20 protein-coding genes are annotated in these 24,212 nt (G+C 32.5%); 16 read left to right on the top strand and 4 right to left on the bottom strand.

All coding sequences use genetic code 11. The features are described from left to right. Positions 1–13 precede the first annotated feature (13 nt). The 6 genes from DMB71_RS08525 (at position 14) to DMB71_RS08500 (ending at position 5,765) form a co-directional block, all read left to right on the top strand. A complete protein-coding gene (locus DMB71_RS08525; RefSeq protein WP_111365283.1) occupies positions 14–757 on the top strand; it encodes an RDD family protein in 744 nt (247 codons plus the stop codon). Positions 758–864: 107 nt separating this feature from the next. Next, positions 865–1,716, top strand: coding sequence for a hypothetical protein (locus tag DMB71_RS08520; RefSeq protein ID WP_111365281.1), 852 nt, complete (start codon positions 865–867; stop codon positions 1,714–1,716). A gap of 87 nt (positions 1,717–1,803) precedes the next feature. Then, positions 1,804–2,406, top strand: a complete 603-nt coding sequence (locus tag DMB71_RS08515) for a trimeric intracellular cation channel family protein (protein ID WP_111365280.1) — start codon at positions 1,804–1,806, stop codon at positions 2,404–2,406. Positions 2,407–2,408: 2 nt separating this feature from the next. Beyond that, positions 2,409–3,356 carry a FemAB family protein gene (locus DMB71_RS08510; RefSeq protein ID WP_111365278.1) on the top strand — a complete coding sequence of 316 codons (948 nt, stop codon included), beginning with the start codon at positions 2,409–2,411 and terminating at the stop codon, positions 3,354–3,356. Beyond that, positions 3,353–4,489 (top strand): DegT/DnrJ/EryC1/StrS family aminotransferase, encoded by a 1,137-nt coding sequence (locus DMB71_RS08505; RefSeq protein ID WP_111365277.1) that lies wholly within the window; start codon positions 3,353–3,355, stop codon positions 4,487–4,489. The genes DMB71_RS08510 and DMB71_RS08505 overlap by 4 nt, the downstream gene beginning before the upstream one ends. 34 nt (positions 4,490–4,523) lie before the next feature. After that, complete coding sequence (locus DMB71_RS08500) at positions 4,524–5,765, top strand: O-antigen translocase (RefSeq protein ID WP_111365477.1); 1,242 nt, start codon at positions 4,524–4,526, stop codon at positions 5,763–5,765. Here DMB71_RS08500 and DMB71_RS08495 read toward each other — a convergent pair. Further along, positions 5,762–6,646 carry a glycosyltransferase gene (locus DMB71_RS08495; protein WP_111365275.1) on the bottom strand — a complete coding sequence of 295 codons (885 nt, stop codon included), beginning with the start codon at positions 6,644–6,646 and terminating at the stop codon, positions 5,762–5,764. The genes DMB71_RS08500 and DMB71_RS08495 overlap by 4 nt on opposite strands. Positions 6,647–6,747: 101 nt before the next feature. Between DMB71_RS08495 and DMB71_RS08490 the strand changes: the two genes are divergently transcribed. Together DMB71_RS08490 and DMB71_RS08485 are read left to right on the top strand one after the other, a co-directional pair. Continuing rightward, on the top strand, positions 6,748–7,593 hold the full coding sequence (locus DMB71_RS08490; RefSeq protein ID WP_111365273.1) for a glycosyltransferase family 2 protein: 846 nt from the start codon (positions 6,748–6,750) through the stop codon (positions 7,591–7,593). Continuing rightward, positions 7,580–7,993, top strand: coding sequence for a sugar 3,4-ketoisomerase (locus tag DMB71_RS08485; protein ID WP_111365271.1), 414 nt, complete (start codon positions 7,580–7,582; stop codon positions 7,991–7,993). Before DMB71_RS08490 ends, DMB71_RS08485 begins: the two co-directional genes overlap by 14 nt. Here DMB71_RS08485 and DMB71_RS08480 read toward each other — a convergent pair. From DMB71_RS08480 to DMB71_RS08470, 3 genes are read right to left on the bottom strand one after another with little or no spacing between them, the layout of a single operon-like run. Then, positions 7,980–8,915: a glycosyltransferase family 2 protein gene (locus DMB71_RS08480; RefSeq protein ID WP_111365269.1), complete on the bottom strand. Its 936-nt coding sequence runs from the start codon at positions 8,913–8,915 to the stop codon at positions 7,980–7,982. The genes DMB71_RS08485 and DMB71_RS08480 overlap by 14 nt on opposite strands. A gap of 6 nt (positions 8,916–8,921) precedes the next feature. Further along, positions 8,922–9,806: a glycosyltransferase family 2 protein gene (locus DMB71_RS08475; RefSeq protein WP_111365268.1), complete on the bottom strand. Its 885-nt coding sequence runs from the start codon at positions 9,804–9,806 to the stop codon at positions 8,922–8,924. Continuing rightward, entirely contained in the window at positions 9,806–10,489 is a 684-nt protein-coding gene (locus DMB71_RS08470; protein ID WP_111365475.1) for a cell division ATP-binding protein FtsE, read from the bottom strand. Before DMB71_RS08470 ends, DMB71_RS08475 begins: the two co-directional genes overlap by 1 nt. A 309-nt stretch (positions 10,490–10,798) precedes the next feature. Here DMB71_RS08470 and DMB71_RS08465 point away from each other — a divergent pair, with 309 nt between their 5' ends. From DMB71_RS08465 to gyrB, 8 genes are all read left to right on the top strand, one after another. Then, positions 10,799–13,813 (top strand): tetratricopeptide repeat protein, encoded by a 3,015-nt coding sequence (locus DMB71_RS08465; RefSeq protein WP_111365266.1) that lies wholly within the window; start codon positions 10,799–10,801, stop codon positions 13,811–13,813. Positions 13,814–13,899: 86 nt separating this feature from the next. Next, complete coding sequence (locus DMB71_RS08460; RefSeq protein WP_111365265.1) at positions 13,900–14,763, top strand: PhzF family phenazine biosynthesis protein; 864 nt, start codon at positions 13,900–13,902, stop codon at positions 14,761–14,763. A gap of 176 nt (positions 14,764–14,939) precedes the next feature. Continuing rightward, positions 14,940–16,694 (top strand): TonB-dependent receptor, encoded by a 1,755-nt coding sequence (locus DMB71_RS08455; RefSeq protein ID WP_111365263.1) that lies wholly within the window; start codon positions 14,940–14,942, stop codon positions 16,692–16,694. Positions 16,695–16,826: 132 nt separating this feature from the next. Next, positions 16,827–17,357 carry a GNAT family N-acetyltransferase gene (locus DMB71_RS08450; RefSeq protein WP_111365262.1) on the top strand — a complete coding sequence of 177 codons (531 nt, stop codon included), beginning with the start codon at positions 16,827–16,829 and terminating at the stop codon, positions 17,355–17,357. Between the two features lie 66 nt (positions 17,358–17,423). Then, positions 17,424–17,873, top strand: coding sequence for a hypothetical protein (locus DMB71_RS08445; RefSeq protein ID WP_111365260.1), 450 nt, complete (start codon positions 17,424–17,426; stop codon positions 17,871–17,873). Positions 17,874–18,314: 441 nt separating this feature from the next. Beyond that, positions 18,315–19,991, top strand: coding sequence for an asparagine synthase B (asnB, locus tag DMB71_RS08440; RefSeq protein ID WP_111365259.1), 1,677 nt, complete (start codon positions 18,315–18,317; stop codon positions 19,989–19,991). Positions 19,992–20,300: 309 nt separating this feature from the next. After that, positions 20,301–21,917, top strand: a complete 1,617-nt coding sequence (gene asnB, locus DMB71_RS08435) for an asparagine synthase B (protein WP_111365257.1) — start codon at positions 20,301–20,303, stop codon at positions 21,915–21,917. A 341-nt stretch (positions 21,918–22,258) separates the two neighbouring features. Then, positions 22,259–24,199: a DNA topoisomerase (ATP-hydrolyzing) subunit B gene (gene gyrB / locus DMB71_RS08430; protein ID WP_111365256.1), complete on the top strand. Its 1,941-nt coding sequence runs from the start codon at positions 22,259–22,261 to the stop codon at positions 24,197–24,199. The last annotated feature ends 13 nt before the right edge of the window (positions 24,200–24,212 follow it).

Raw genomic sequence — 24,212 nt, 5'->3', positions numbered from 1 at the left:
TAAAATATGAAATATGTCAGAATTATCTATTAATACGACACAAAATGTCAAAATAAATTTTATTGCTGCTTCGATTGGCGAAAGACTAGGTGCTTTTTTTATCGATTTGTTTATTGTAATCTGTTATATAACAGCACTTTCAATAATACTTTTTGATTGGCTTCAACTGGAAAAATTGATGGTTAATTTGGATGGCTGGTCTCGTGGTGCGATTTTTTTAGTATTGTATTCTCCAGTTATAATTTATTCGTTGGTTTTAGAAAGTGTTTTTGAAGGTCAGTCACTTGGCAAAAAAATACTAAAAATTAAAGTCGTTAAAATTGACGGTTATCAAGCTGGTTTTGGAGACTATTTAATTCGATGGTTTTTTAGAGTAATTGACTTTTTTACTTTTTTCGGACTTCCTGGGCTTATTTCAGTTATTACAAGTCAGAAATCACAGAGATTGGGCGATATGGCAGCAGGAACAGCAGTGATTACTTTAAAGAATAAAATCAACATCAGCCATACGATTTTAGAAGACATCGGAGAATCTTATGTGCCTACATATCCTCTCGTGATTAAGCTTTCAGACAATGATATGCGTATTATTAAAGAAACCTATCAAAAAGCGGCAGCTAAAAATGATCATGAAATTATTTATAAACTAGTTGCAAAAATCGAAAGTGTGACAGGAATTAAAAATCAATCTGGAAACAATAATGATTTTATTAGAGTGATTTTAAAAGACTATAATTTTTACACGCAAAACATGTAATTTTTTTCTTTGAGGAATTATTGAATTTTTATGGTTTTTACTGATAATTTTTTAAAATTTCTTTGTAAATTTATATATAGATAATTAATTCATAAATTTCCAATCCAATGAAAATTACAAAGGCTTTTCTCGTATTACTAGTGCTATTATCTGCTTGTGTTAGTTTTGCCCAAAGCGGAAAAAAATTAGATAAAATTATAAAAAGAGACTATCAGATTATTGAATGCACTGTTCTAAAAATGTCTGATAAAACAGTAGAATATTCTCTTCCAGGCGAAACCGTTCAAATCTCGCTGGACGTTTCACAAATTGCCAAAATCGATTTTGCAAGCGGAAGATCTCAAACTTTTGATATTTCTTCAAGTACAAGTACTCCAGTTGAGAATGATTCTCAAAGTGTGGCGAGTGCAGATATGAAACACAATACAATCGCGGTATTGCCAATTCCTTATGTAAATGCAGATAATCAGCAAGGTTCTGAAGATATGGCAAAATTTGCTCAAAATGATTTATATAACAAATTGTTGGATAAATCTTCGAACATTTTTCCGTTAACGGTTCAGGATTTAAGAACAACAAATAGTTTATTGCACAAAGCTGGAATTGATCACAATAATATTGACGAAACGCCAATAGAAGATCTTGAAAAAATATTAGGAGTTGATAATATTGTTGCCGCAAAAGTTTCCTATACCATTGGAACAGGAACTACAGCGACTACTTATAACAGCGGAAATGCTAAAGTGAGCAACAATAACAAAAAAGTAACTACAAACGACATTTCTACAACAACAGCAAACGATCAGAAGTACTATTACTATACCGTTTATTTTGACATGTACAGAAACACCGATAAGATTTACTCGCAAACCCGTAAACCTTTGTTGGCTGTAAAAGACGGTTGGATGGATTCTATTTCTTATTTATTAAAAAGAAGTCCGATTTACGTGAAAAAATAAGGAACGTTTTTATGAGCGAGAGTTGTTAAGATTATTCGTCACAACTTTGTAACTTTGACCCTTTACATCTTTGCAACTCAAAAAAAAATGTTTCACTTACTTGATATTATTGGGACAATGGCATTTGCCATGTCTGGCGCTTTAACTGCAATGCACAAAAAACTAGATCCGTTTGGGGTTTTTATCATTGCATTTGTAACTGCCGTTGGAGGCGGAACGCTTCGCGATGTCTTAATCGGAAGAACTCCTGTTGGCTGGATGCGCGACATGCAATATGTGTATGTGATTATTTTAGGATTTTTTCTAGCGATTCTTTTCAGAAAAAGATTCGACAAACTTCGAACCTCATTGTTTCTTTTTGATACAATTGGGCTTGGAGTTTTTACTTTAATAGGTTTAGAAAGAGGAATTGTAACGGGACTTCATCCCGCAATTTGTATTGCATTAGGAACTATGACAGCTTGTTTTGGCGGTGTAATACGAGATATATTATGTAATGAAATTCCAAACCTTTTTCGAGAAGAAATCTATGCAACGATTTGTATTTTGGGCGGGATGGTATTTTTTGGATTGAGGAAGCTAAATTTAAATGACGATATCATATATTTAGTTACTTCTCTTGTGATTATTGTGGTTAGATTAATGGCAGTTAAGTATAAATGGCATTTAAAAGCATTTGATCACAAATAGATATGAAATACATTATAAAAAAGTATTCTCAAGTTGATTATCCTATCTGGAATAATTTTGTCGCACAGTCTAAAAACGCTACATTTTTATTTCATCGCGATTTTATGGAATACCACAAAGATCGTTTTGAAGATTTTTCGCTTTTAATTTTCGAAGATGAAAAATTGCGTGCCATTCTTCCAGCCAATAAAAAAGGAAATGCTATTTATTCGCATCAAGGACTTACTTATGGAGGATTGGTTTATTTGCCAAAAATGAAAGCATCTAAAGTTGAATTAATTTTAGATGAGATTTTGTTTTTTTTGAAAGAAAACAAGATTGAAACTTTTTATTATAGGCCAATTCCAGATTTTTATTTTTCAGAAGGAAACGCGGCAATAGACTTTTTTCTGTTGAAAAGGGGAGCAGTTTTAGAACGAAAAGAAATGAATCTGGCAGTTAATCTGACAGTTCCTTTGAAGATTTCGAAAAGCAAAATGAAACATTTTAGAAGAATTGAAAATCTAGATTTAGATATTTTTGAAGAAGAAAATTTTGATTCTTTTTGGGAAAAAATTTTGGAGCCAAGACTAGCAGAAAAATTTAATGTAAAACCAGTCCACTCCAAAGAAGAAATTGCGTTTTTGAAATCTAAATTTCCGAAAAATATAAGACAATATGCTGCTTACGGAAATGATGAAATTATAGCAGGAATAACAATTTTTGAAACCAAAAATATTGTAAAATCACAATACGGCGCCACTTCAAAAACAGGAGAAGAATTTAGAGCACTAGATTTTTTATTCATTAACCTGATTCATAAATACAAACGAAAAGGGAAGCATTTTTTTGATATGGGAATTGTGGGCGAAGAAAATGAATTGGGTTATAACCAAGGACTTTTAGCGCAGAAAGAAGAATTAGGCTGTACTGTTTACAATCAGGATTTTTATAAAATAGAAATAAAGTGATACCATTTTTAGACCTAAAAAAAATAAACAAACCGTATGAAACCGCTTTTCAGGAAAAACTGAAATCGGTTTTAGAAAACGGCTGGTATATTTTAGGAAAAGAATTGGAAACATTTGAAAAAGCATTTGCTGAATACTGCCAATCAAAATATTGCATTGGAGTAGGAAATGGTTTTGATGCCTTGATTCTTATATTTAAAGGTTACATCGAACTCGGTAAACTCAAAAAAGGCGATGAGGTTATTGTTCCAGCAAATACATATATTGCTAGTATTCTAGCCATTTTACAAGCCAATTTAGTTCCTGTTTTGATCGAACCAAGATTAGAAACTTACAACATAAATCCAGATTTAATTCCCGAAAAAATCACTTCAAAAACAAAAGCCATTTTAGCAGTTCATTTATACGGACAATTGGCCGAAATGCAAAAAATAAATGAGATTGCAGAAAAGCATGATTTGATTGTTGTAGAAGATGCTGCACAATCTCATGGAATTAAAAAATCTCAAATTTCAAATTCCAAATTCCAACCGAACGAAAATCTAAAATCTAAAATCTATAATCTAAAATCAGCATCAGCGTACAGTTTTTACCCAGGAAAAAATCTAGGTTGTTTAGGTGACGGTGGAGCAATTACAACAAATGACGAAGCCTTAGCAAAAGTCCTTTTTTCGCTTCGAAATTATGGTTCTGAAAAGAAATATCATAATAAATATGTTGGTGTAAATTCAAGACTTGACGAGTTGCAGGCTGGGTTTTTGAATCTAAAATTACCAAATTTAGATTCTGATAATGAAAAGCGAAGAGCAGTTGCAACACGTTATTTGTCTGAAATTAAAAACGGTAAAATAGTATTGCCGTTTTGGGATTTTTCCAACAATCATGTTTTTCATCTGTTTGTAATTCGAACAGAAAACAGAGAAAAACTTCAAGAGTATTTGGCTCAAAACAATGTTCAGACGGTAATTCATTATCCGATTCCTCCACATAAGCAAAAAGCTTTTTCAGACTGGAATAACTTATCATTTCCTATTACTGAAAAGATTCATAATGAGGTTTTAAGTCTGCCTATAAGCCCAGTTCTGACAGAATCTGAAGTGAATTATATTATTGAAATTTTAAATCAATACTAATTTGAATTTTTATAGAAAAATAATTCAAACAAGTTTGTTTAAGATCACTTCTTTAAACAGTTTAAGTGTTGCTTTAAAAATCGGAATTGGATTAATAACTTCAAAAATATTAGCCGTTTTTGTTGGGCCAAGCGGAATGGCTCTTGTTGGAAATCTTCGTAATTTTTTGACGTCATTGGAAAATATTTCCACTTTAGGTTTTCAAAATGGAATTGTAAAATATACTGCTGAAGGCGAAAAAAGCAAAATTGAACTTCAAAAAATAATTTCAACCGTTTTTATTTCTCTAATAGGAGTTGCAATTCTCTTAAGCATCATTCTGTTTTGTTCGGCTTCTTATTTGAATGAAAAGATCTTTGGAGATAACGCGGAATATTTAATTGTTTTTAAAGTTTTATCGTTCGTCTTACCAACTTATGGGCTTTCTGTATTTTTTATAGCTGTAATCAATGGTTTAGGCAGGTTTAAAAAAGTAATTAGTATTAATATCATCGGAAACCTTATTGGTCTTGTGACTTCTGTTTTTTTGATTTTAGAATTTAAGACTACAGGTGCTTTAATGGCAATTATAATTGCGCCAGCATTGCTGTTTTTTATTACGCTTTATTTGGTTCAAAAAGAGGTTCAGATTTTTCAATTTATAAAATTAGATGTCTTCGATTTCAAAGTTTTGAAAAATCTTTCAGCTTATTCTTTAATGACGCTGGTTTCTTCTGTTTTTGGCCCTTTTGTGTTTCTCGCAATTCGAAACCATATTATTCAAGATTTAGGAATACAAGAAGCTGGATATTGGGAAACGATGATACGTATTTCGAGCTATTACTTAATGTTTATCAGTGCAATTTTGAGCGTTTATTTTTTGCCAAAATTATCCAAAGCCCAAAATAATCAGGAAACTAAGAGTATTTTTTTTCAGTACTATAAATATATTTTGCCGGTTTTTATATTTGCGTTGGCAGTACTTTATTTTAGTCGCTTTTTTGTTATTCAATTTCTTTTTACAGAAGAGTTTTTACCAGTAGCACATTTGTTTTTTTGGCAGCTTTTGGGCGATGTTTTTAAAGTTTGCGCTTTAATCTTGGGCTACCAATTCTTTGCAAAAAGAAAAACTATGATGTTTATTTTAACCGAATTCTTTTCTTTATCAGTTTTATATTTTTCTAGTTTATACTTTATAAGAGAATTTCAAATTGAAGGTGTTGTAATTGCTTATGCTTTTCAAAATTTAGTTTATCTTCTAGTATTAGTTTTTTACTTTAGAAAGAGCTTGTTTTAAAATCGAAGTTTTAGTTCAAGAGGGATATATTTTATAAATAACCAAACATCTCGTGTTCTATACGCTTTTTCCATTTCAAAATGCAGTCTTTTCATTAGCGCTTTGTCTTCTTCTTTAGTTTTATTTAATGCAATTGCTTTTTTTATGACCAAATAGGAGGAATGGTTTATTTTTCTGGTTCGCGAATTAAACTTTTTATAAAATTGATTTCCTAGAGAATTGCTAACTTCTCTTTTTTGAACCAAAATAGAATCAACAAATTCAAAACTGTAATTTCTAGAAGCTCTAATCCACAAGTCAAGATCTTCATAAGCAAGATTTTCGTCATAACCAGTAAGTTGTTCCAAAACTTCTCTTTTCATCATTGAAGAGACAGAACAAATCATGCTGCTTTGGCTTAACATGGCCAAATAAATATCTCCAGACGCTGGCTTTTTTAATGCTTTTTTTTCTGTATCAACTTCGTAATAATAGCGAATGTGATTATTATTTTCAGATATTACCTCTGCATTTCCGTAAACTATGGCAAGGTTTTTTTTGTTGGAATTTAAGAAAGCATTCACCTGTTTTTCAATGCAGTCTTTCAATAAAACATCATCAGCTGCCAAGTCTATTATATATTCTCCTTTTGCAAATTGTAATGCTTTATTAAATGTTTTAGTATTTCCTAAATTAGTTTTGCTTGAAATAAACTGAAACGTTGGATGGTCTTTAAGCCAATCTACGATAACTTTTTTAGAATCGTCATTGCTACAGTCATCTGCAATGATTAGTTCAATGTTTTGATAGCTTTGGTTTAAAACCGAATTCAATGCTTCAACTACAAATTTCTCATGATTGTAACATAAACAGATAACAGAAACCAATGGTAAATTTTGCATAGAAAAGATTGCTTTTATAGAGCCAAAAATAAAGAATATTATAACGGTTTTGTAAAAATTAAATCGAAACTACTATTTAGTATTTCTATATTTGTTTAACTATGAAGAATAATTTGGATAACTTTTTTAAAGAGAGTGACATCGAAATTTTAATCTCTACAATGAACCAAGATTCATTAGATTTTTTAATTCCAATGTTTCCATATTCGCATTTTTCTAATTTTTCTATTTTAATTATAAATCAAACTCAAAAAGAGAAAATCTTAACTTCTGATTATTCTAATATTAGAGTTATAAATTCCTTTGAAAAAGGTTTGGCAAAAAGCCGAAATTTGGCTCTCGAAAATGCAATTGGAAAAATTCTGGTTATTGCTGATGATGATATTGTTTATAAAGATGGATTTGCAGTTAAAATAATTGACACATATAATAAATTTCCAGAAGCAGCTGTAATAAATTTTGAAGCGGAAAATACAGGTGGAAATTTAATTAAAAAATATCCTTTAGATTTTAAACCCAATTTGAGTATTTTCGATATTCTGAATGCAAGTTCAATTGAAATGACTTTAAGTAAAAAGTCTATAGATGAAACTAAAATACGATTTGATGAAAATTTTGGTTTAGGTGCCGTTTTCGAAATAGGAGAAGAAGCCATTTTTTTATCAGATTTGAAAGCAAACCAGAAACAGCTTGTTTTTGAGCCTCAGATAATTGTAATGCATGAAAGCAAGACTTCTTCAGAAAAGAAAAGCATAGATGATAAATATTATATACAAGGCGCTTTGTTTTCGAGAATCTTTAAAAAGAAATATCTTTTTTGGCTGTATCTCAAACTGTTTTTTGATTTAAAACAAAACAAAATAAAATTGAAAGACATCAAAACCGTTTTGCTAGGTGCAAAAAAAGGACATATAAAATTTGAACAAATCCAAAATGAAAATAAATAATAGCGGTTTCCAAATTATTCCAATCCCGAAAATTGAAGAACGAAGAGGAAATTTATCTGTAATCGAGAACGACACAATTCCTTTTGATATCAAAAGAGTGTATTATTTATATGACGTGCCAACAGGATCGGAGCGAGGCGGGCATGCGCATAAAGATTTGCAGCAGTTTCTAGTCGCTTTAAGCGGAAGTTTTGATGTGGTTTTAAATGACGGGAAAGAAGAAACAATTGTTACTTTAAACAAACCTTATGAAGGTCTCTTGATCAAATCTGGGATTTGGAGAGAACTTAGAAATTTTTCGTCAGGTTCGATTTGTTTGGTTGTAGCTTCGGAAGTGTATATTGAAGAGGAATATATTCGCGATTTTGATGAATTTGTAAAATACGTTAATTGTAAATAGAAAAGTCAAACCCAAATCTTTTTAAAGTATTTTTTAGTTTTAAAAACGAGCGCAGAAAAACAGCAGGCATTTTTAGTAAAAGCTTAATCTTTAAACTGATATTTTGCTGATCAACATCTTTTAGATAAAAACTTGCTTTTTCTTTATTCCCAAAAGTATAATAGCGAAGACCGTATTCAATTCGGTATAAATCGAGAAAACTCTTGAGAGATGGGTTCTCTTTTTCTGAAATTTTGAATTGCTCAAAATCCATCAACTTCATTGAGTTGAGATTATTTTTTGAAAGACTATTTGGTATATTGTAATTATAAATGGCAGTTGTTTTATTTGTGAGAGCGATTGGGTATCTTATTCCTATTTTAGTCCATAATTCTAAATCCTGACCATTTGTTACATTTGGTGTAAATCCTCCATTTTTTTCTATTATTTCCTTCGGAATTGCCAGAGATGAAGTCCACGTAATCCTAAAAGGTCTGTTTGAGAAAAAATAATCAGGAACAATTCCTCTAAAAGATTGATCTATTCCATTATAAACAGGAATTTGAAAATGTTTTTTTGATATTCTGATTTTATGGCGTGAACAATAAATGCCACAATCTGGAAAATCGCGATATAAAATGGCTAACTCCTGCAAATGATCTGGAAACCAAAAATCGTCTGCATCCATAAACGCAATCAATTTTCCTTTTGATTTCTCTATTCCTAGATTTCGTGCACCAGAAACGCCTTGATTTTTTTGACTGTAAATCTGGATTCTTTCGTCATTAAAATCACGCACTAAAGTTTCGCCATTGTCAGTAGATCCATCATTTACTATAATAATTTCATAGTCAGTAAAAGTTTGGTTTAGAATACTTTTAATGGTATTTTCGATATGATTTGCCTTATTGAATAAAGGAATAACAACAGAAAAGAAAGCCATAATAGTTTATTGTTTTAAATCACAATAATAACCCAATTTATAAAAATCTAATACATGCAAATTAGGATTTTTTGAAGTTAAATTATGAAGCATCTGTTTTTTACTTCCTCTATAAATTGATCTAAAAATTCGGTTTAAATGAAACTTTTCTAAAATGAGATAAACCTTAGTTAGTTTAACATCTTTAGAATCAATTTTTCCAGAAGAAATTAAGTTGTAAAGATTTCTAGCAGCTTTTTCGGTTTTATTGATAAAGTCAGTACTATTTTCATCATTACAATGAATTAGTAAATTTTCAATATGAGTAATAGGCACCGAATTTAATTGAAGCTTTTTTATAAAAACAAGATCTTCATAACCATATTCGTTAATAAATTCAGGAAACGGATATTGCCAAAGAATTTCTCTTTTTAAAAGCAAATTCCATGTAAAAACAAAATCATAATTGTTTTGAAGTCTTTGACTCAAAGATCTAACTTCTCTTTTTCTGCCATATTTCCATCGAAGTATTTTTTCTTGTGAAGGAATACTATCTGAGTACTTAACGCCTCCAAAAATGACATCTGGCGCTTTTGATAGCAAATCAGTATAATTTTTGAGATAAAATTTATTTTCCGGAAAGGCATCAGCTTCCATAATCAAAACATAATCAAATTTTGATTTAGAGCACAAAGAGTTGATATTTCTGCCTCTTCCTAAATTTTCGCTATTAATAGAAAAAAGGCAGTTTTCTAAAGAATTTATTTGATTGTTTTCTTCAATAAATTTCCTGCTGGAATCATCTTGAACAATGATTTCATATATAATTCCTAAATCATCAGCCTGATGTTTAAGTTCTAAAACAAGTTTAAAAACATCATAATTGTAAACCGGAATTAAAATAGAAAGCATTACACGCTTCTTTGCACTACTTCGAAGATTCTTTCATCTTCACATTTCAAAGTCTTAGATGGGAATTTCATTAATAAAGCATAATCGTGAGTTGCCATGATAACAGTTTTACCAGCTGCGTTGATTGCTTTTAACACTTCTAATACTTCAGAACTTGTTTGAGGATCAAGGTTTCCTGTTGGTTCATCTGCTAAAATAAATTCTGGATCGTTAAGCAATGCTCTTGCAATTGCAACACGCTGCTGTTCTCCACCAGAAAGCTGATGAGGCATTTTGTTTACAAAATCTTTCATGCCTACTTTGTCCAAAACTTCATCAATTTTATGTTCCATTGCTTCTTTTTCTGTCCAGCCAGTTGCTTTAAGAACAAAAAGCATATTGTCTTTTATAGAACGGTCAGGAAGCAGTTTGAAATCTTGAAATACGATTCCGATTTTACGTCTCAAGTAAGGAATATCTTTTTCTTTTAAAGTAGCCAAATCAAATTCAACAATATGTCCTTCACCTTCAATTAACGGTAAATCAGCATACAAAGTTTTTAGGAAACTACTTTTTCCAGAACCAGTTTTCCCGATAATGTAGATAAACTCACCATGTTTAACATCTAAATTAATGTGAGATATAATTTTTCTTCCTTCTTGATATATAGTGACTTCTTTAAGAGACAGTACGGTTTGTGACATAATAAAATTAGTTTGAATGGTAAAAGTAATAAGATAACGCTTGGATTCAAAATAAATTTCAATCATTTCTTAAGAAAAATTCTAGAAAAAGAGAGGAAAAATTAAACCATGTAAGCAATGTGAGATCATTTTGATTGATCTTCCAAAAGTTCCTAGCTTAGAATAACTTATAGTGCTAATTGTAGTTCAGAATCAATTTTTGTAATACGCTTAAATGGGAATTATGGAATATTTGTTCATAATAAAACGGCAAAACGTTTCGTTATAACCCGTATAAAATGATACATTTGAATACTAAATATTATTACAATGCGTAAACTTTCCAGGTTCTTTTTATTCCAAATTATCCTTGCTTCGACTATAGCTTCGGCACAGAAATCGGCTATTTATACTTACGAATTAAAGGATTTTGACAAAGCACTGGCTTTATATAATGATAAACAATATGCTTCGGCTCAATTGATTTTTGAAAAAGTAAAATACAATGCGACTAACGAAGAAGTTCAATCGGATTGTGCTTTCTATATTGCCAATTGTGCTATAAGAACAAACAAAGCAAATGCCGATGCTTTGGTGGAACAATTTGTTAATGATTATCCAACGAGCACCAAACAAAATCAAGCTTATATCGAGGCTGCTCAATTTTTCTTCGAACAGGGAAATTACCCAAAAGCATTGCAATGGTTTGATAAAGTAGACGAAAGCTACATGAGTAAAACCGAATCGGATAAGTTTAACTTCATGAAAGGCTACAGCTATTTTAATGCTAAAAAGAAAAAAGAAGCCACCAATTATTTCAATAAAGTTGTTAATTCTAAAGAATATGGTTCTCAGGCCAAATATTACTTGGGATTTATGGCATATGAAGGCGATGATTACAAAGAAGCGACTAAATATTTTGATGAGGTTTCGGGCGAGGAGAAATACAAAGAAAAGCTGTCGTATTATCAAGCCGACATGAATTTCAAATTAGGAAATTTCCAAAAAGCGATTGATTTAGGATTGGTAGCCATGAATAAATCGAACGATATTGAAAAATCGGAACTGAATAAGATTATTGGAGAAAGTTATTTCAACTTAAAACAATACGGAAAAGCAATTCCGTATTTGGAGAAATATGCTGGTAAAAAAGGGAAATGGAACAATACAGATTTCTATCAGTTAGGTTATGCGTATTATGAGCAGAAAGACTACGAAAAAGCGATTTCTCAGTTCAATAAAATTATTGAAGGAAAAGATTTCGTAGCTCAAAATGCTTATTATCATTTAGGTTTAAGTTATTTAAATACGGGTAAAAAGCAAGAGGCTTTAAATGCTTTCAAGAATGCTTCTGAAATGGATTTTAATACACAGATTCAAGAAGATGCGGCTTTAAATTATGCTAAATTGAGTTATGATATCGGAAATGCTTATCAAGCTGTTCCAGGGATTTTATTAGAGTTCCTTAAAAAATATCCAAATAATTCAAGTCGTGCAGAAGTAGAAAAACTTTTGGTTGATTCTTATATTTCTTCTAAAAATTACAAAGAAGCGTTAGTTTTATTAGAAAAAAATAGAAGTGCTGAAAACAAAGCGGCATACCAAAAAGTGCTTTTTTACCGCGGATTGGAATTATATAACGAAAATAATTACCAAGAAGCAGGTAAATTATTTAAAAGTGCCATCAGTGAACAAAAAACTCCTGAGTTTACAGCGCGTGCCACTTTCTGGAAAGCAGAAACAGAATATTTGAACGACGATATGCAAAATGCTTTATTAACGTACAAGCAGTTTGCAGGAATGGCCGCTGCAAAATCTACAGACGAATATAAAAACATCAATTATAATATTGGTTACACGTATTTTAAACTGAAAGAATACGATCAAGCGGCAAATTCTTTTCAAGCTCAGATTGATAATTCGCCTTCAGATAAAGTTCGTTTAAACGATTCTTATTTGCGTTTAGGAGATTGTCGTTTTGTAACTTCAAAATATAGTGCAGCAAATGAAGCCTATGCAAAAGCAATCGCTGCAAAAGGTGTAGATGCTGATTATGCGCAATTCCAAAAAGCACTTTCTTACGGATTCATGTCAAATAATGCGAAGAAAGTTGATGAATTGAATAATTTCCTTCAGATGTACAAAAAATCGTCTTACAGAGATGATGCTTTGTTCGAATTAGGAAATACTTATGTTGCAGAAAAGAAAAACGATCAGGCTTTGAAAACGTATGATCAGTTAATTTCAGAATTCCAAAACGGATCTTTTACTTCAAAAGCAATCTTAAAACAAGGTCTGATTTATTATAATTCAGATCACGACCAACAAGCTTTAACAAAATTCAAAAAAGTGGCTGCCGAATTCCCGAAAACTCCAGAGGCTTTAGAGGCAGTTGCAACCGCTAGATTAATTTATGTAGATTCAGGAAAAGTAGACGAATATGCAACTTGGGTTCGCACTTTAGATTTTGTTGAAGTTTCAGATGCTGAATTAGACAACGATACTTATGATGCTGCTTTTAAACAATATAGCCAAAACAATAGCAAAGCTGCGATTACAGGTTTCGGTGGTTATGTGAACAAATTCCCAGCGGGATTACACGCTTTAGAAGCTAATTTCTATCTGGCGCAATTGTATTATGCTGAAGGTTCTGAAACAAAATCGACATCAAATTATCAATATGTAATCGATCAGCCAAGAAATGAATTTACAGAACAAGCTTTAAATAGATTGGCTCAAATATATCTGAAAGCAAAAGATTGTGATAAAGCGATTCCAGTTTTAAAACGTCTAGAAAGCGAAGCTGATTATCCGCAGAACAAAACTTTCGCGCAAGCAAACCTAATGAAATGTTATTATGACAAAAAAGATTATGACAATTCGGTTACAGCTGCAGAGAAAGTTTTAGAAAACCCAAAATCTGATGCAGGAGTAAAAGCCGATGCTCAAATCATTGTAGCAAGAGCGGCTATTCAAACAGGAAATGAAGATAAAGCGAAAACAGCTTACGCTAAATTAATGACAACTTCAAAAGGAGAGTTGGCTGCTGAAGCTTTATATTACGATGCGTACTTTAAAACTAAAGAAGGGAAATTTGATGCTTCGAATACTGCAGTCCAAAAACTAGCAAAAAGCTATTCTGCTTACAAATATTACGGAGCAAAAGGTTTGGTGCTAATGGCGAAAAACTTCTACGGATTAAAAGACAGTTATCAGGCGACATATATTTTGGATAATGTAATCAACAATTTTACAGATTACCCAGATATTGTTGATGAAGCGAAAAAAGAATTAGGAGCTATTAAAGCAGAAGAGTCTAAAACAAATTCGTCGATTAATAGATAAGAAAGAGAAAAATAGAGAAAAGAGACAAGAAGCAAGATTTTTAGATAAAGTCTTTTCTCTTGCTTCTAAAGAAAAAAAAGAAAGAAATGAGTTTACCTTTTTATATAGTTGATGTTTTTGCCGATAAAAAATATGCTGGAAATCAGTTGGCGGTTTTTATGGATGCAGAAAATCTAAGTACAGAACAAATGCAGCATATGGCACGCGAAATTAATTTTGCGGAAAGCACGTTTGTAACAAAACTGGATAAAGCCAATAACAAAGCAGAAATTAGAATTTTTACTCCTGCTCACGAAATGCAGTTTGCAGGCCATCCAATCATTGGGACTTCTTGGGTTCTGATGAATAAGATTTTTGATAATTCGCCTAACGAAATAAAATTAGAAGTGCCAATTGGACCAATTGCAATCAATAAAACCGAAGATTTGATTTGGCTAAAAGCAGCTCAGCCAAAGTTTTGGGATGTTTTTGCAAAAGAAGACTTTCCATCTTTCAGTAACTTGACAATTGATGATTTTGATAATCAATATTTGATACAAGAAGTCACTACGGGAAGTGCATTTGTGATTGTTCCGTTAAACAGCAAAAGAGCTTTAGAGAATTTGGTTTTAGATAAAGATAAAACCGATAAATGGTTGAAACAGCATTGTAAAACAGATCACAGAGCACTGTATTTTTATAGTTTTGAAGATTCGAAGTTGGCAACCAGAATGTTATGTATAGAAAATAATCAATTGGTAGAAGATGCGGCAACGGGAAGTGCAAGTACTTGTCTGCAAGCATATCTTTTAAAATATCATTCTCCTGAAATTGAAGTAACAAACCATCAGGGAGATTACATTGGTCGTCCTTCTGAGATTTATTTTGATGGAAAACTAACCGGAGATCTTTTTGATATTAGAATAGGAGGGAAAGCTCAATTTATTGCAAAAGGCGAATGGGAAGCTTAGACTTTAGAAGAAAGAAGCAAGAAGAAAGACATAAAATCAAGAGTCAAGAAAAAAGAATTTTTAGATTTAGATAATAGAATAGAGGATAGAACAAAGAGTTTTGAGAAAAGAAATTAAGATTTAATATAGATCTTTTCTCTTGTTTCTTTCTTCTTAACCTCTTAAAAGAAAGAAATATGAAATTAAATTGCCAGTATAAAATTATCGTTTTACTAGTATTATTTGCTGTCCAGTTTTCGTTTTCGCAAGTGAAAAAAAATGAAAGTATCGGGACCGAAACTGTAAACGTAGTAAAACCGTATTCGCCGACTATTTCAGATGCTTTTAAAGTGAAAGAAACACCTTCGCTTGACGACAGCGGTAATCAGCCGAAAGAAGTTATTAAATACAGTATTTTGTCTGTTCCTGTGGCTTCGACTTTTACACCTTCAAAAGGAAAAGCAGAAGGTGTGGAGAAAGCTAAAAGAGAAAAATTGTTTAATAATTATGCGACTTTAGGAGTTGGAAATTATGGTACTTTAAATGGAGAATTATTCGTAAATCAGGATTTAGGGAATAATGATTATGTGGCGGGAATGTTTCGTCATCACTCTTCTCAAGGTGGAATTAAAGACGTGGAATTGAATGATGAATTTTATGATACATCAATTAATGTTGGTTACGGTCAAAACAATAGAGATAATACTTGGGGCGTAGATTTAGGATATCAAAATCAGATTTACAACTGGTACGGACTTCCATCAGATTTTGGATCAACAATTCCAGATCAGCGTTATGATTTGGTAAATAGTATCAATCCAGATCATTCGTATAATACCATTTGGGTTGGCGGAAATGCAGAATTTACAGAAAGTATTTTTAGCAAAATATCTACTAAATTCACTCATTTTTCAGACAGTTATTCTTCTTCTGAAAACAGATTTTATGTAAAGCCAACTTTTACTGTTGATGTTATGGATCAGGCAATTAAAACTAATGTTATTGTAGATCACGTAAGCGGTTCTTTCAAAAACAATTATTTCCAAGATAATACAGAAGCTTTAAAATATAGTTTTACTAATGTTGGAATAGAACCAAGTTTTGTAATCAATGAAAACGAATGGACATTAGAATTAGGAGCTGGAATTTATTATAGTGCAGATTCTGAAAACAGTGGTAATAAATTTTATTTCTATCCAAAAGTGAATGCTTCTTATAAATTGGTTGGCGATTTAATGATTTTCTATACAGGAGTTAATGGAGGTTTGAATCAGAATTCTTATGCTGATTTTGTGACTGAAAATCCGTTTTTGTCTCCAACTTTAAACATGCGTCCGTCGAGCACGCAATACAATGTTTTTGCTGGATTAAAAGGAAAATTGGCGAACAATGTAAATTATAATTTGACTGCTTCTTATTTAAACGAAAAAGACAAAGCGCTGTTTAAGGCAAATGATTATACAGAAGTAATTACAAACGAAGATTACGCTTTCGGAAACTCATTTGGAGTTGTATATGAGGATATTAGAACTTTCCGTTTTTACGGAGAATTAAAAGCCGATTTCTCTGAAAATGTAACTTTCGGAATCAACGGAACTTTTAATAGTTATAATACTGATAACGTAGTTGAAGCATGGAATTTGCCAACAATGAAATTAAGCTCGACTTTAGACGTTAATATTACTAAGCAGTGGTATGCAGGATTGAATGTGTTTTATGTTGGAGAAAGAAAAGATATGCAGACCAATACTTCTTTAGGAATTGATGAAACGCCAATTACTTTAAAGAGCTATTTTGATGCGAATGCGCATGTAGGTTATAAATTCAACGAAAGATTGACGTTTTTCTTGAAACTGAATAATATAGGAAATCAGGCTTACGAAAAATGGTTGAATTATCCTGTACAAGGATTCCAGGTTTTAGGAGGCGCAAACTATAAATTTGATTTTTAAGACATCTTTGCCATAAAGATACCTAGGCACTAAAACATTTTAAATGAATGTGCCTTTTTTTTTCAGCCATGAGCTCATGAATTTTTTGGAGTAGATTCGTGAATTCGTGGCTGTTTTTTTTAATTTTATAAAATGGAAATTACATTACGTCAAGAAAATAAAAATGATTTTGAAAGTGTTTTTCATTTGATTGAAAAAGCTTTTGAAAAGGAAGAATATAGCGATCATAAAGAACAGTTTTTGGTAGAAAGATTAAGAAAATCGGATGCTTTTATTCCAGAACTGTCTATTGTTGCAGAACTTGATAATAAAATAGTCGGACATATTTTATTTACCAAACTGAAAATTAAAAATGATTTAAACTCATTTGAATCTTTGGCGCTCGCTCCAGTTTCAGTTCTTCCAGAATTTCAAGGAAAAGGAATCGGCTCTAAACTTATTTTACAAGGACATGAAATTGCAAAAAGTCTAGGTTATAAATCAGTCATTTTATTAGGACATCAAGATTATTATCCAAGATTCGGATATGAACTTTGCAAAAAATACAATATCAAAATGCCTTTTGATGTTCCAGCTGAAAACTGTATGGTAATCGCATTAACAGAAAACGCTTTATTAGGTATTAGCGGAGAAGTAATTTATCCGAGTCAATTTTTCGAATAAAAATTTAGACAAAAAAGAAAAACCTTTGCACCTTTGTCCCTCAGAACCTCAGTACCTTTAAAAAAAATGACTTTCAAAGAAAAAATATATTCTCACTATACTCAAATGGTTCAAGATCGAATCGATGTTTTTAAAGACATGATTTCAGGCTTGACCGAAGATTCAAAAAACGATGCCAAAGGTTCAGCTGGTGATAAACACGAAACCGCTTTGTCAATGATGCACATCGAACAGGAGAAACTGACCAATAAATTAAAAGAAGCATTAGAACAAAAAGCAATTCTAGATAAAATAGATCCACTTAAAACAACAGAAAATATTGTTCTAGGCAGTTTAGTAAAAGCAAACGGAATCTATTTATATGTGAGTGTTGCGCTTCCAAAAATTGCAATTGACGGAATCAATGTTATTGCGCTTTCTCCGCAATCTCCTTTGGGGAATCATTTAATGGGAAATAAAGCAGGTTTTCAGTTTGAAATAAATAAGACGCATTATACTATTCAAAGCGTTGAATAATGTATCAGTCTATGAACAACTTTGTCAAGGTTTCAAACTTTGACAAAGTTTTATAAAGATCAGACATAAAGTAATTCCATACAATTTGTCATTTCTCGTCCCTCGAAATGACAAACTAGCTGAAATAGAATAATTTATATAAACTACAATTCCAGAACAACTTTCTTTCTTCTCTTTACGAATTCTTCATTCGGACTGAAATAACTCAAAATTTATTTCAAAAAACCGCTTTAAACTTTCAATTTGAAAGCAGTTTTGTGCTTAAAATTAAGGATTTAAAGTTTAGGCCTTTTTTTAATGCTAAAATTTTACATTTTATATGCAAATTGATTTTTTTGATTGATAATTGTAATTGATATTTGAGTTTGTGTTTTTCAATTGTAACTAATATCACATCTTTGCCCTATCAAAATAAAATTTAAAGAATTAAAATATAAAATTATGTGCGGAATTGTATGTGCCTTTGATCTTAAACAAAAAGCCGAAGCGTTAAGACCTCAAGTATTAGAAATGTCAAAAATCATTCGTCACCGTGGACCAGACTGGAGCGGGATTTTCAGCAATGATAAAGCGATTCTTTCTCACGAGCGTTTGGCAATTGTAGATCCAGCGTCAGGAAAACAACCTTTATTTACTGAAGATAAAAAATTGGTTTTGGCTGCGAATGGTGAAATTTACAACCACAGAGATCTTCGTAAACAATTTGCTGGTAAATATAACTTTCAAACTGAAAGTGACTGTGAAGTTATTTTAGCTTTATATAAAGAAAAAGGAGTAGACTTCGTTGATGAATTAAACGGAATCTTCGGATTTGCAATTTATGATGTTGATAAAGATGAGTATTTCGTTGCTCGTGACCACATGGGAATTATTCCATTATATATTGGATGGGATCAACACGGAACTTTCTACGTAGCTTCTGAGTTAAAAGCTTTAGAAGGATATTGCACAAAAATCGAATTATTCCCTCCAGGACATTATTTATCAAGTAAAGATGGTGAATTTGTACAATGGTACAAAAGAGACTGGACAGAATATGATGCAGTGAAAGACAACGAAACAAGTATTCCAGAAATCAGAAAAGCATTAGAAGCCGCGGTTCACAGACAATTAATGAGCGATGTTCCTTATGGAGTTTTACTTTCTGGAGGTTTAGATTCTTCTATTACTTCGGCTGTAGCTAAGAAATTTGCTCAAAAAAGAATTGAGTCAGATGATACTACAGATGCTTGGTATCCGCAATTGCACTCTTTCTCAGTTGGATTAGAAGGTTCTCCAGATTTAGCTGCAGCGAGAAAAGTAGCAGATCATATCGGAACTATTCACCATGAAATCAAATTTACTATCCAAGAAGGATTAGATGCGGTTCGTGATGTAATTTACAACTTAGAAACATACGACGTAACTACAGTTAGAGCTTCGACTCCAATGTGGTTAATGGCGAGAGTGATCAAATCTATGGGAATCAAAATGGTTCTTTCAGGAGAAGGTGCAGATGAGTTGTTCGGAGGATATTTATATTTCCACAAAGCGCCAAATGCTAAAGAATTCCACGAAGAAAACGTTCGTAAATTAGGAAAACTTCACATGTACGATTGTTTACGTGCAAACAAAAGTTTAGCTGCTTGGGGAATTGAAGGTCGTGTGCCATTCTTAGATAAAGAATTTATGGATGTTGCCATGCGCATCAACCCACAAGATAAAATGATCAACAAAGAGCACCCAATGGAAAAATGGGTTGTTCGTAAAGCTTTTGAAGATATGCTTCCAGAAAGTGTTGCTTGGAGACAAAAAGAGCAGTTTTCTGATGGAGTAGGATACAGTTGGATTGATACTTTGAAAGAAGTAGTAGCTAGAGAAGTTTCAGACGAGCAATTGGCAAATGCGAGATTTAAATTCCCATTGCAAACGCCAACTTCTAAAGAAGAGTATTACTATCGTTCAATTTTTACAGAACATTTCCCAAGTGATGCTGCGGCATTATGCGTTCCTCAGGAAGCAAGTGTGGCATGTAGTACAAAAATTGCTTTGGAATGGGATGAAGCTTTCAAAAACCTAAACGATCCATCAGGAAGAGCGGTAGCAAATGTTCATGATGACGCTTATGTGAAAGCCTAATTAAGAGTTTAATTTTTAGAATTAGTATATATATTGCCGAAAGACGTTCTTTTATGAGAGCGTCTTTCTTGTCTAAAAAAGTTTCTGTATTTCAATATGTTAAAATAAAAAGTTTTGGTAATCGATTAAAATTTATTTGATGTTTGACTTTCGTGGAAATAAAAGTTAAACCATGAAATTTTAGGATGCAAAATGTAGGAAAGCAGAAAATAATATTTAGTTTTGCTTTTAAGCGGAAATTTTAATGATTTTTTAATGTACAGCGTATTTAAGGCTCCTTCATTAGAATAAAATAAAAAATAAATTAGTATGTCTGGATTGTTAGCCGTTATTGGCAAAGGAAAAGACCCCAAGCTTGTAAAAGAACTTTCTGAGAGAATGTCACATCGCGGACCTGATGAAAGCGATATTCATATTATGGAAAATGGCAGTATACTTTGCCATGAGAGCCTATCAATTATTGATCTTAATTCGGGGAAACAGCCAATTCAAGGAACTAGTAAAGCTTGGATGGTGCATGATGGTGAAATCTACAATTATAAAGAGCTTAAAAATACAGTTTTAAAGCATCATACTTTTAGAACAGAATCTGATTCAGAAGTAATTGTTCATCTTTACGAAGAATTTGGATACGATTTCTGTAACAAATTGGATGGAGATTTTGCCTTTGTTGTAATCGATGGTGATAAATATATTGCTGGACGTGACCCTATTGGTGTGAAACCTTTGTATTATGGTCTGGATGAAAGAGGGCGAATTTATTTTTCGTCAGAAATGAAATCAATTGCAGACCAATGCAAATCGTTTTCTACTTTTCCTCCGGGACATTATTATACAGCAAAAACAGGTTTTGTAAAATACTATCGTCCAGAATACGAAGATCATAAAAATGCTACTCAGCCATTAGATTTAGAGTTAATTCGCGAAAGTTTAATTCAGGCAACGCGCAAACGTTTATTGGCAGAAGTGCCTTTGGGGGTTGTGTTGTCAGGAGGCTTAGATACTTCGTTAATTTCGGCAATTACGTCAAGATTGCTAAAAGAGAAAGGCGAAAAACTGCATTCTTTTTCTATCGGATTGGATGCTGATGCCCCTGATAATGTTGTGGCAAGAAAAGCAGCTGAATTTTTAGGAACTGAGCATCATGAAATTCATTTTTCTGTAGAAGAAGGTGTTAAGGTTTTAGAAAAAGTAATTTATCATATCGAGACGTATGATATCATTTCGGTTAGATCTGGTGTTCCTATGTATTTGCTTTCAAAAGCTATTGCCGATCAAGGAATAAAAGTAATCTTGTCTGGAGAGGGAGCAGATGAGATTTTTGGAGGACATCTGTATTTTAGAAATGCACCATCGGAAGAAGAGTTTCAAGATGAAACTATAGAAAGAGTACAGAAACTATTTACAGCCGATTTGCTACGTGCAGATAAAACGACAATGGCAAATGGTTTAGAAGTGCGAATTCCGTTTCTAGATACAGAATTTTTAGACGTTGCAATTCGAATTAAAACTGAAGAAAAACAGCCAAAAACTTATGATGGCGTTGAAAAATACATTTTAAGAAAAGCTTTTGATACTCCAGAAGATCCATATTTACCTTCAGAAGTTTTATGGCGTCAAAAAGAACAATTTTCGGATGGAGTTGGATATAATTGGGTTGATGAACTAATTGAATATTGTGCCTCGCAAGTAACAGACGAGCAAATGGCCGGAGCGAGTGCGGAGTTTCCATATAATTCACCAACAACGAAAGAAGCGTACTTATACAGATCGATTTTCCATAAATTCTATCCGCAGGTCAGCGCGGCACAAACAGTTCGTAAATGGATTCCAAAATGGCAAGAAAACCAAGATCCGAGCGGAAGAGCAAATGCTGCCCATTTAAACGGAAATTTTGAAACTGTAAAAACTACTGTGATTGCTTAAGGGTGAAATTCCAAAATTTTTAAATTCCAAATTCCAAGTTGGATTCCGTTATAGAAAACCGAAATGCATAAAATGTGTTTCGGTTTTTTTATTTTAATGTATGTTTGAGTTTTGGAATTTGGAATTTGATTTTTGGAATTTTAAAAGCATCGCTTTTTATGTTATTTCCATTTTTGGAATTTGTAATTTGAGAAATTGGAATTTAATTTTAATTATTTTTTGGTTTTTCAGACAATTGTGTTAATAACTTAAGTGCTTTAGGTCGTAATTTACTGGGTATATAGCTCGCGTTTTTATATATTTGCGTGTTAGACAGTAAATACATTTTTAGAATAAATTATATGAGCGAAGAAATCAAGAAGAACAATTATTCAGCAGATAGTATTCAGGCATTAGAGGGAATGGAGCACGTAAGAATGCGTCCATCAATGTATATTGGAGATGTAGGGGTTCGAGGACTGCATCATTTAGTTTATGAGGTTGTTGATAACTCTATTGATGAGGCCATGGGAGGACATTGTGATGCGATTAGTGTCTCAATAAACGAAGATGGTTCTGTTACGGTTGAAGATAACGGACGTGGTATTCCAGTTGATTTGCATAAAAAAGAAGGTGTTTCTGCACTTGAGGTTGTAATGACAAAAATTGGTGCCGGAGGTAAATTCGACAAAGATTCATATAAAGTTTCAGGAGGTTTGCACGGGGTTGGGGTTTCTGTAGTAAACGCCCTTTCTGTTCACATGAAATCTACTGTATTTAGAGAAGGTAAAATTTATGAGCAGGAATACGAAAGAGGAAAAGCCTTATATCCTGTAAAACAAATTGGTGAAACAGAGAAAAGAGGTACGCGTCAGACTTTCTTTCCAGATGATACTATTTTTCAGCAGACTACTGAGTTTTCATACGATACGCTTTCAGCTCGTATGCGTGAGCTTTCTTTCTTGAATAAAGGAATCACAATTACGTTTACAGATAAGAGAGAAGTTGATGAAAAAGGAGAATTTAGAAGCGAAGTTTTTCATTCAGATGAAGGATTAAAAGAATATATCCGTTATTTAGATGGAAACCGTGAGCCAATTATTTCTCACGTAATCAGCATGGATCACGAAAAAGGTGAAATTCCAGTTGAGGTTGCTTTGATCTATAATACAAGTTATACTGAGAATATTTTTTCTTATGTAAACAATATCAATACGCACGAAGGAGGAACGCATTTGCAAGGTTTTAGAAGTGGTTTGACAAGAACGCTTAAAAAATATGCCGATGCTTCTGGAATGTTGGATAAATTGAAATTTGAAATCTCAGGAGATGATTTCCGTGAAGGATTAACAGCTATTATTTCGGTAAAAGTTGCTGAGCCTCAATTTGAAGGGCAAACTAAAACGAAGCTTGGAAACAGAGAGGTTGTTTCTCCAGTTTCTCAGGCAGTTGGAGAAATGCTTGAAAATTATTTGGAGGAAAATCCAAATGATGCAAAAGTAATTATCCAAAAAGTAATCTTAGCAGCTCAGGCACGTCACGCAGCTAAAAAAGCGCGTGAAATGGTGCAGCGTAAAACCGTTATGGGCGGTGGTGGATTGCCAGGTAAATTATCAGATTGCTCAGAACAAGATCCAGCAAGATGTGAGGTTTACCTTGTCGAGGGAGATTCGGCTGGTGGAACAGCAAAACAAGGACGTGATCGTAACTTTCAAGCGATTCTGCCATTACGTGGTAAAATCTTGAATGTTGAAAAAGCGATGCATCATAAAGTATTCGAAAACGAAGAGATCAGAAATATCTTTACGGCTTTAGGAGTTACGGTTGGAACTGCAGAAGATAGTAAAGCGCTTAACTTAGAAAAACTAAGATATCATAAGGTAATCATCATGTGTGATGCCGATGTCGATGGTAGCCACATTTCTACCTTAATATTAACGTTCTTCTTCCGTTTCATGAAAGAGCTTATTGAGGAAGGTCACGTATATATCGCAGCGCCACCTTTATATTTAGTTAAAAAAGGAAACAAAAAAGAATATGCTTGGAATGATGTTCAGCGTGATCAGGCTAACGAAAGAATGGGAGGAAGTGCTTCTATCCAGCGTTATAAAGGTCTTGGAGAGATGAACGCAGAACAATTATGGGAAACTACAATGGATCCGAATTTCAGAACTTTACGCCAAGTAAATATTGAAAGTCTTGCAGAAGCTGATCAAGTTTTCTCTATGTTAATGGGGGATGAAGTACCGCCACGTAGAGAGTTTATCGAGAAAAATGCAGTTTACGCAAATATCGACGCATAAAATGAAAAATTAA

The sequence above is a fragment of the Flavobacterium tistrianum genome, assembly GCF_003254545.1.
GTDB classification, from domain to species: domain Bacteria; phylum Bacteroidota; class Bacteroidia; order Flavobacteriales; family Flavobacteriaceae; genus Flavobacterium; species Flavobacterium tistrianum.
The sequence above is the reverse complement of the archived record's forward strand: the minus strand, read 5'-3'. Positions and strand labels throughout refer to the sequence as shown.

Coding starts and splice junctions, on each gene's coding strand:
- DMB71_RS08525 (WP_111365283.1), top strand. CDS start 14: ATGTCAGAATTATCTATTAATACGACACAAAATGTCAAAATAAATTTT.
- DMB71_RS08520 (WP_111365281.1), top strand. CDS start 865: ATGAAAATTACAAAGGCTTTTCTCGTATTACTAGTGCTATTATCTGCT.
- DMB71_RS08515 (WP_111365280.1), top strand. CDS start 1,804: ATGTTTCACTTACTTGATATTATTGGGACAATGGCATTTGCCATGTCT.
- DMB71_RS08510 (WP_111365278.1), top strand. CDS start 2,409: ATGAAATACATTATAAAAAAGTATTCTCAAGTTGATTATCCTATCTGG.
- DMB71_RS08495 (WP_111365275.1), bottom strand. CDS start 6,646: ATGCAAAATTTACCATTGGTTTCTGTTATCTGTTTATGTTACAATCAT.
- DMB71_RS08490 (WP_111365273.1), top strand. CDS start 6,748: ATGAAGAATAATTTGGATAACTTTTTTAAAGAGAGTGACATCGAAATT.
- DMB71_RS08485 (WP_111365271.1), top strand. CDS start 7,580: ATGAAAATAAATAATAGCGGTTTCCAAATTATTCCAATCCCGAAAATT.
- DMB71_RS08480 (WP_111365269.1), bottom strand. CDS start 8,915: ATGGCTTTCTTTTCTGTTGTTATTCCTTTATTCAATAAGGCAAATCAT.
- DMB71_RS08475 (WP_111365268.1), bottom strand. CDS start 9,806: ATGCTTTCTATTTTAATTCCGGTTTACAATTATGATGTTTTTAAACTT.
- DMB71_RS08470 (WP_111365475.1), bottom strand. CDS start 10,489: ATGTCACAAACCGTACTGTCTCTTAAAGAAGTCACTATATATCAAGAA.
- DMB71_RS08465 (WP_111365266.1), top strand. CDS start 10,799: ATGCGTAAACTTTCCAGGTTCTTTTTATTCCAAATTATCCTTGCTTCG.
- DMB71_RS08460 (WP_111365265.1), top strand. CDS start 13,900: ATGAGTTTACCTTTTTATATAGTTGATGTTTTTGCCGATAAAAAATAT.
- DMB71_RS08455 (WP_111365263.1), top strand. CDS start 14,940: ATGAAATTAAATTGCCAGTATAAAATTATCGTTTTACTAGTATTATTT.
- DMB71_RS08450 (WP_111365262.1), top strand. CDS start 16,827: ATGGAAATTACATTACGTCAAGAAAATAAAAATGATTTTGAAAGTGTT.
- DMB71_RS08445 (WP_111365260.1), top strand. CDS start 17,424: ATGACTTTCAAAGAAAAAATATATTCTCACTATACTCAAATGGTTCAA.
- asnB (WP_111365259.1), top strand. CDS start 18,315: ATGTGCGGAATTGTATGTGCCTTTGATCTTAAACAAAAAGCCGAAGCG.
- asnB (WP_111365257.1), top strand. CDS start 20,301: ATGTCTGGATTGTTAGCCGTTATTGGCAAAGGAAAAGACCCCAAGCTT.
- gyrB (WP_111365256.1), top strand. CDS start 22,259: ATGAGCGAAGAAATCAAGAAGAACAATTATTCAGCAGATAGTATTCAG.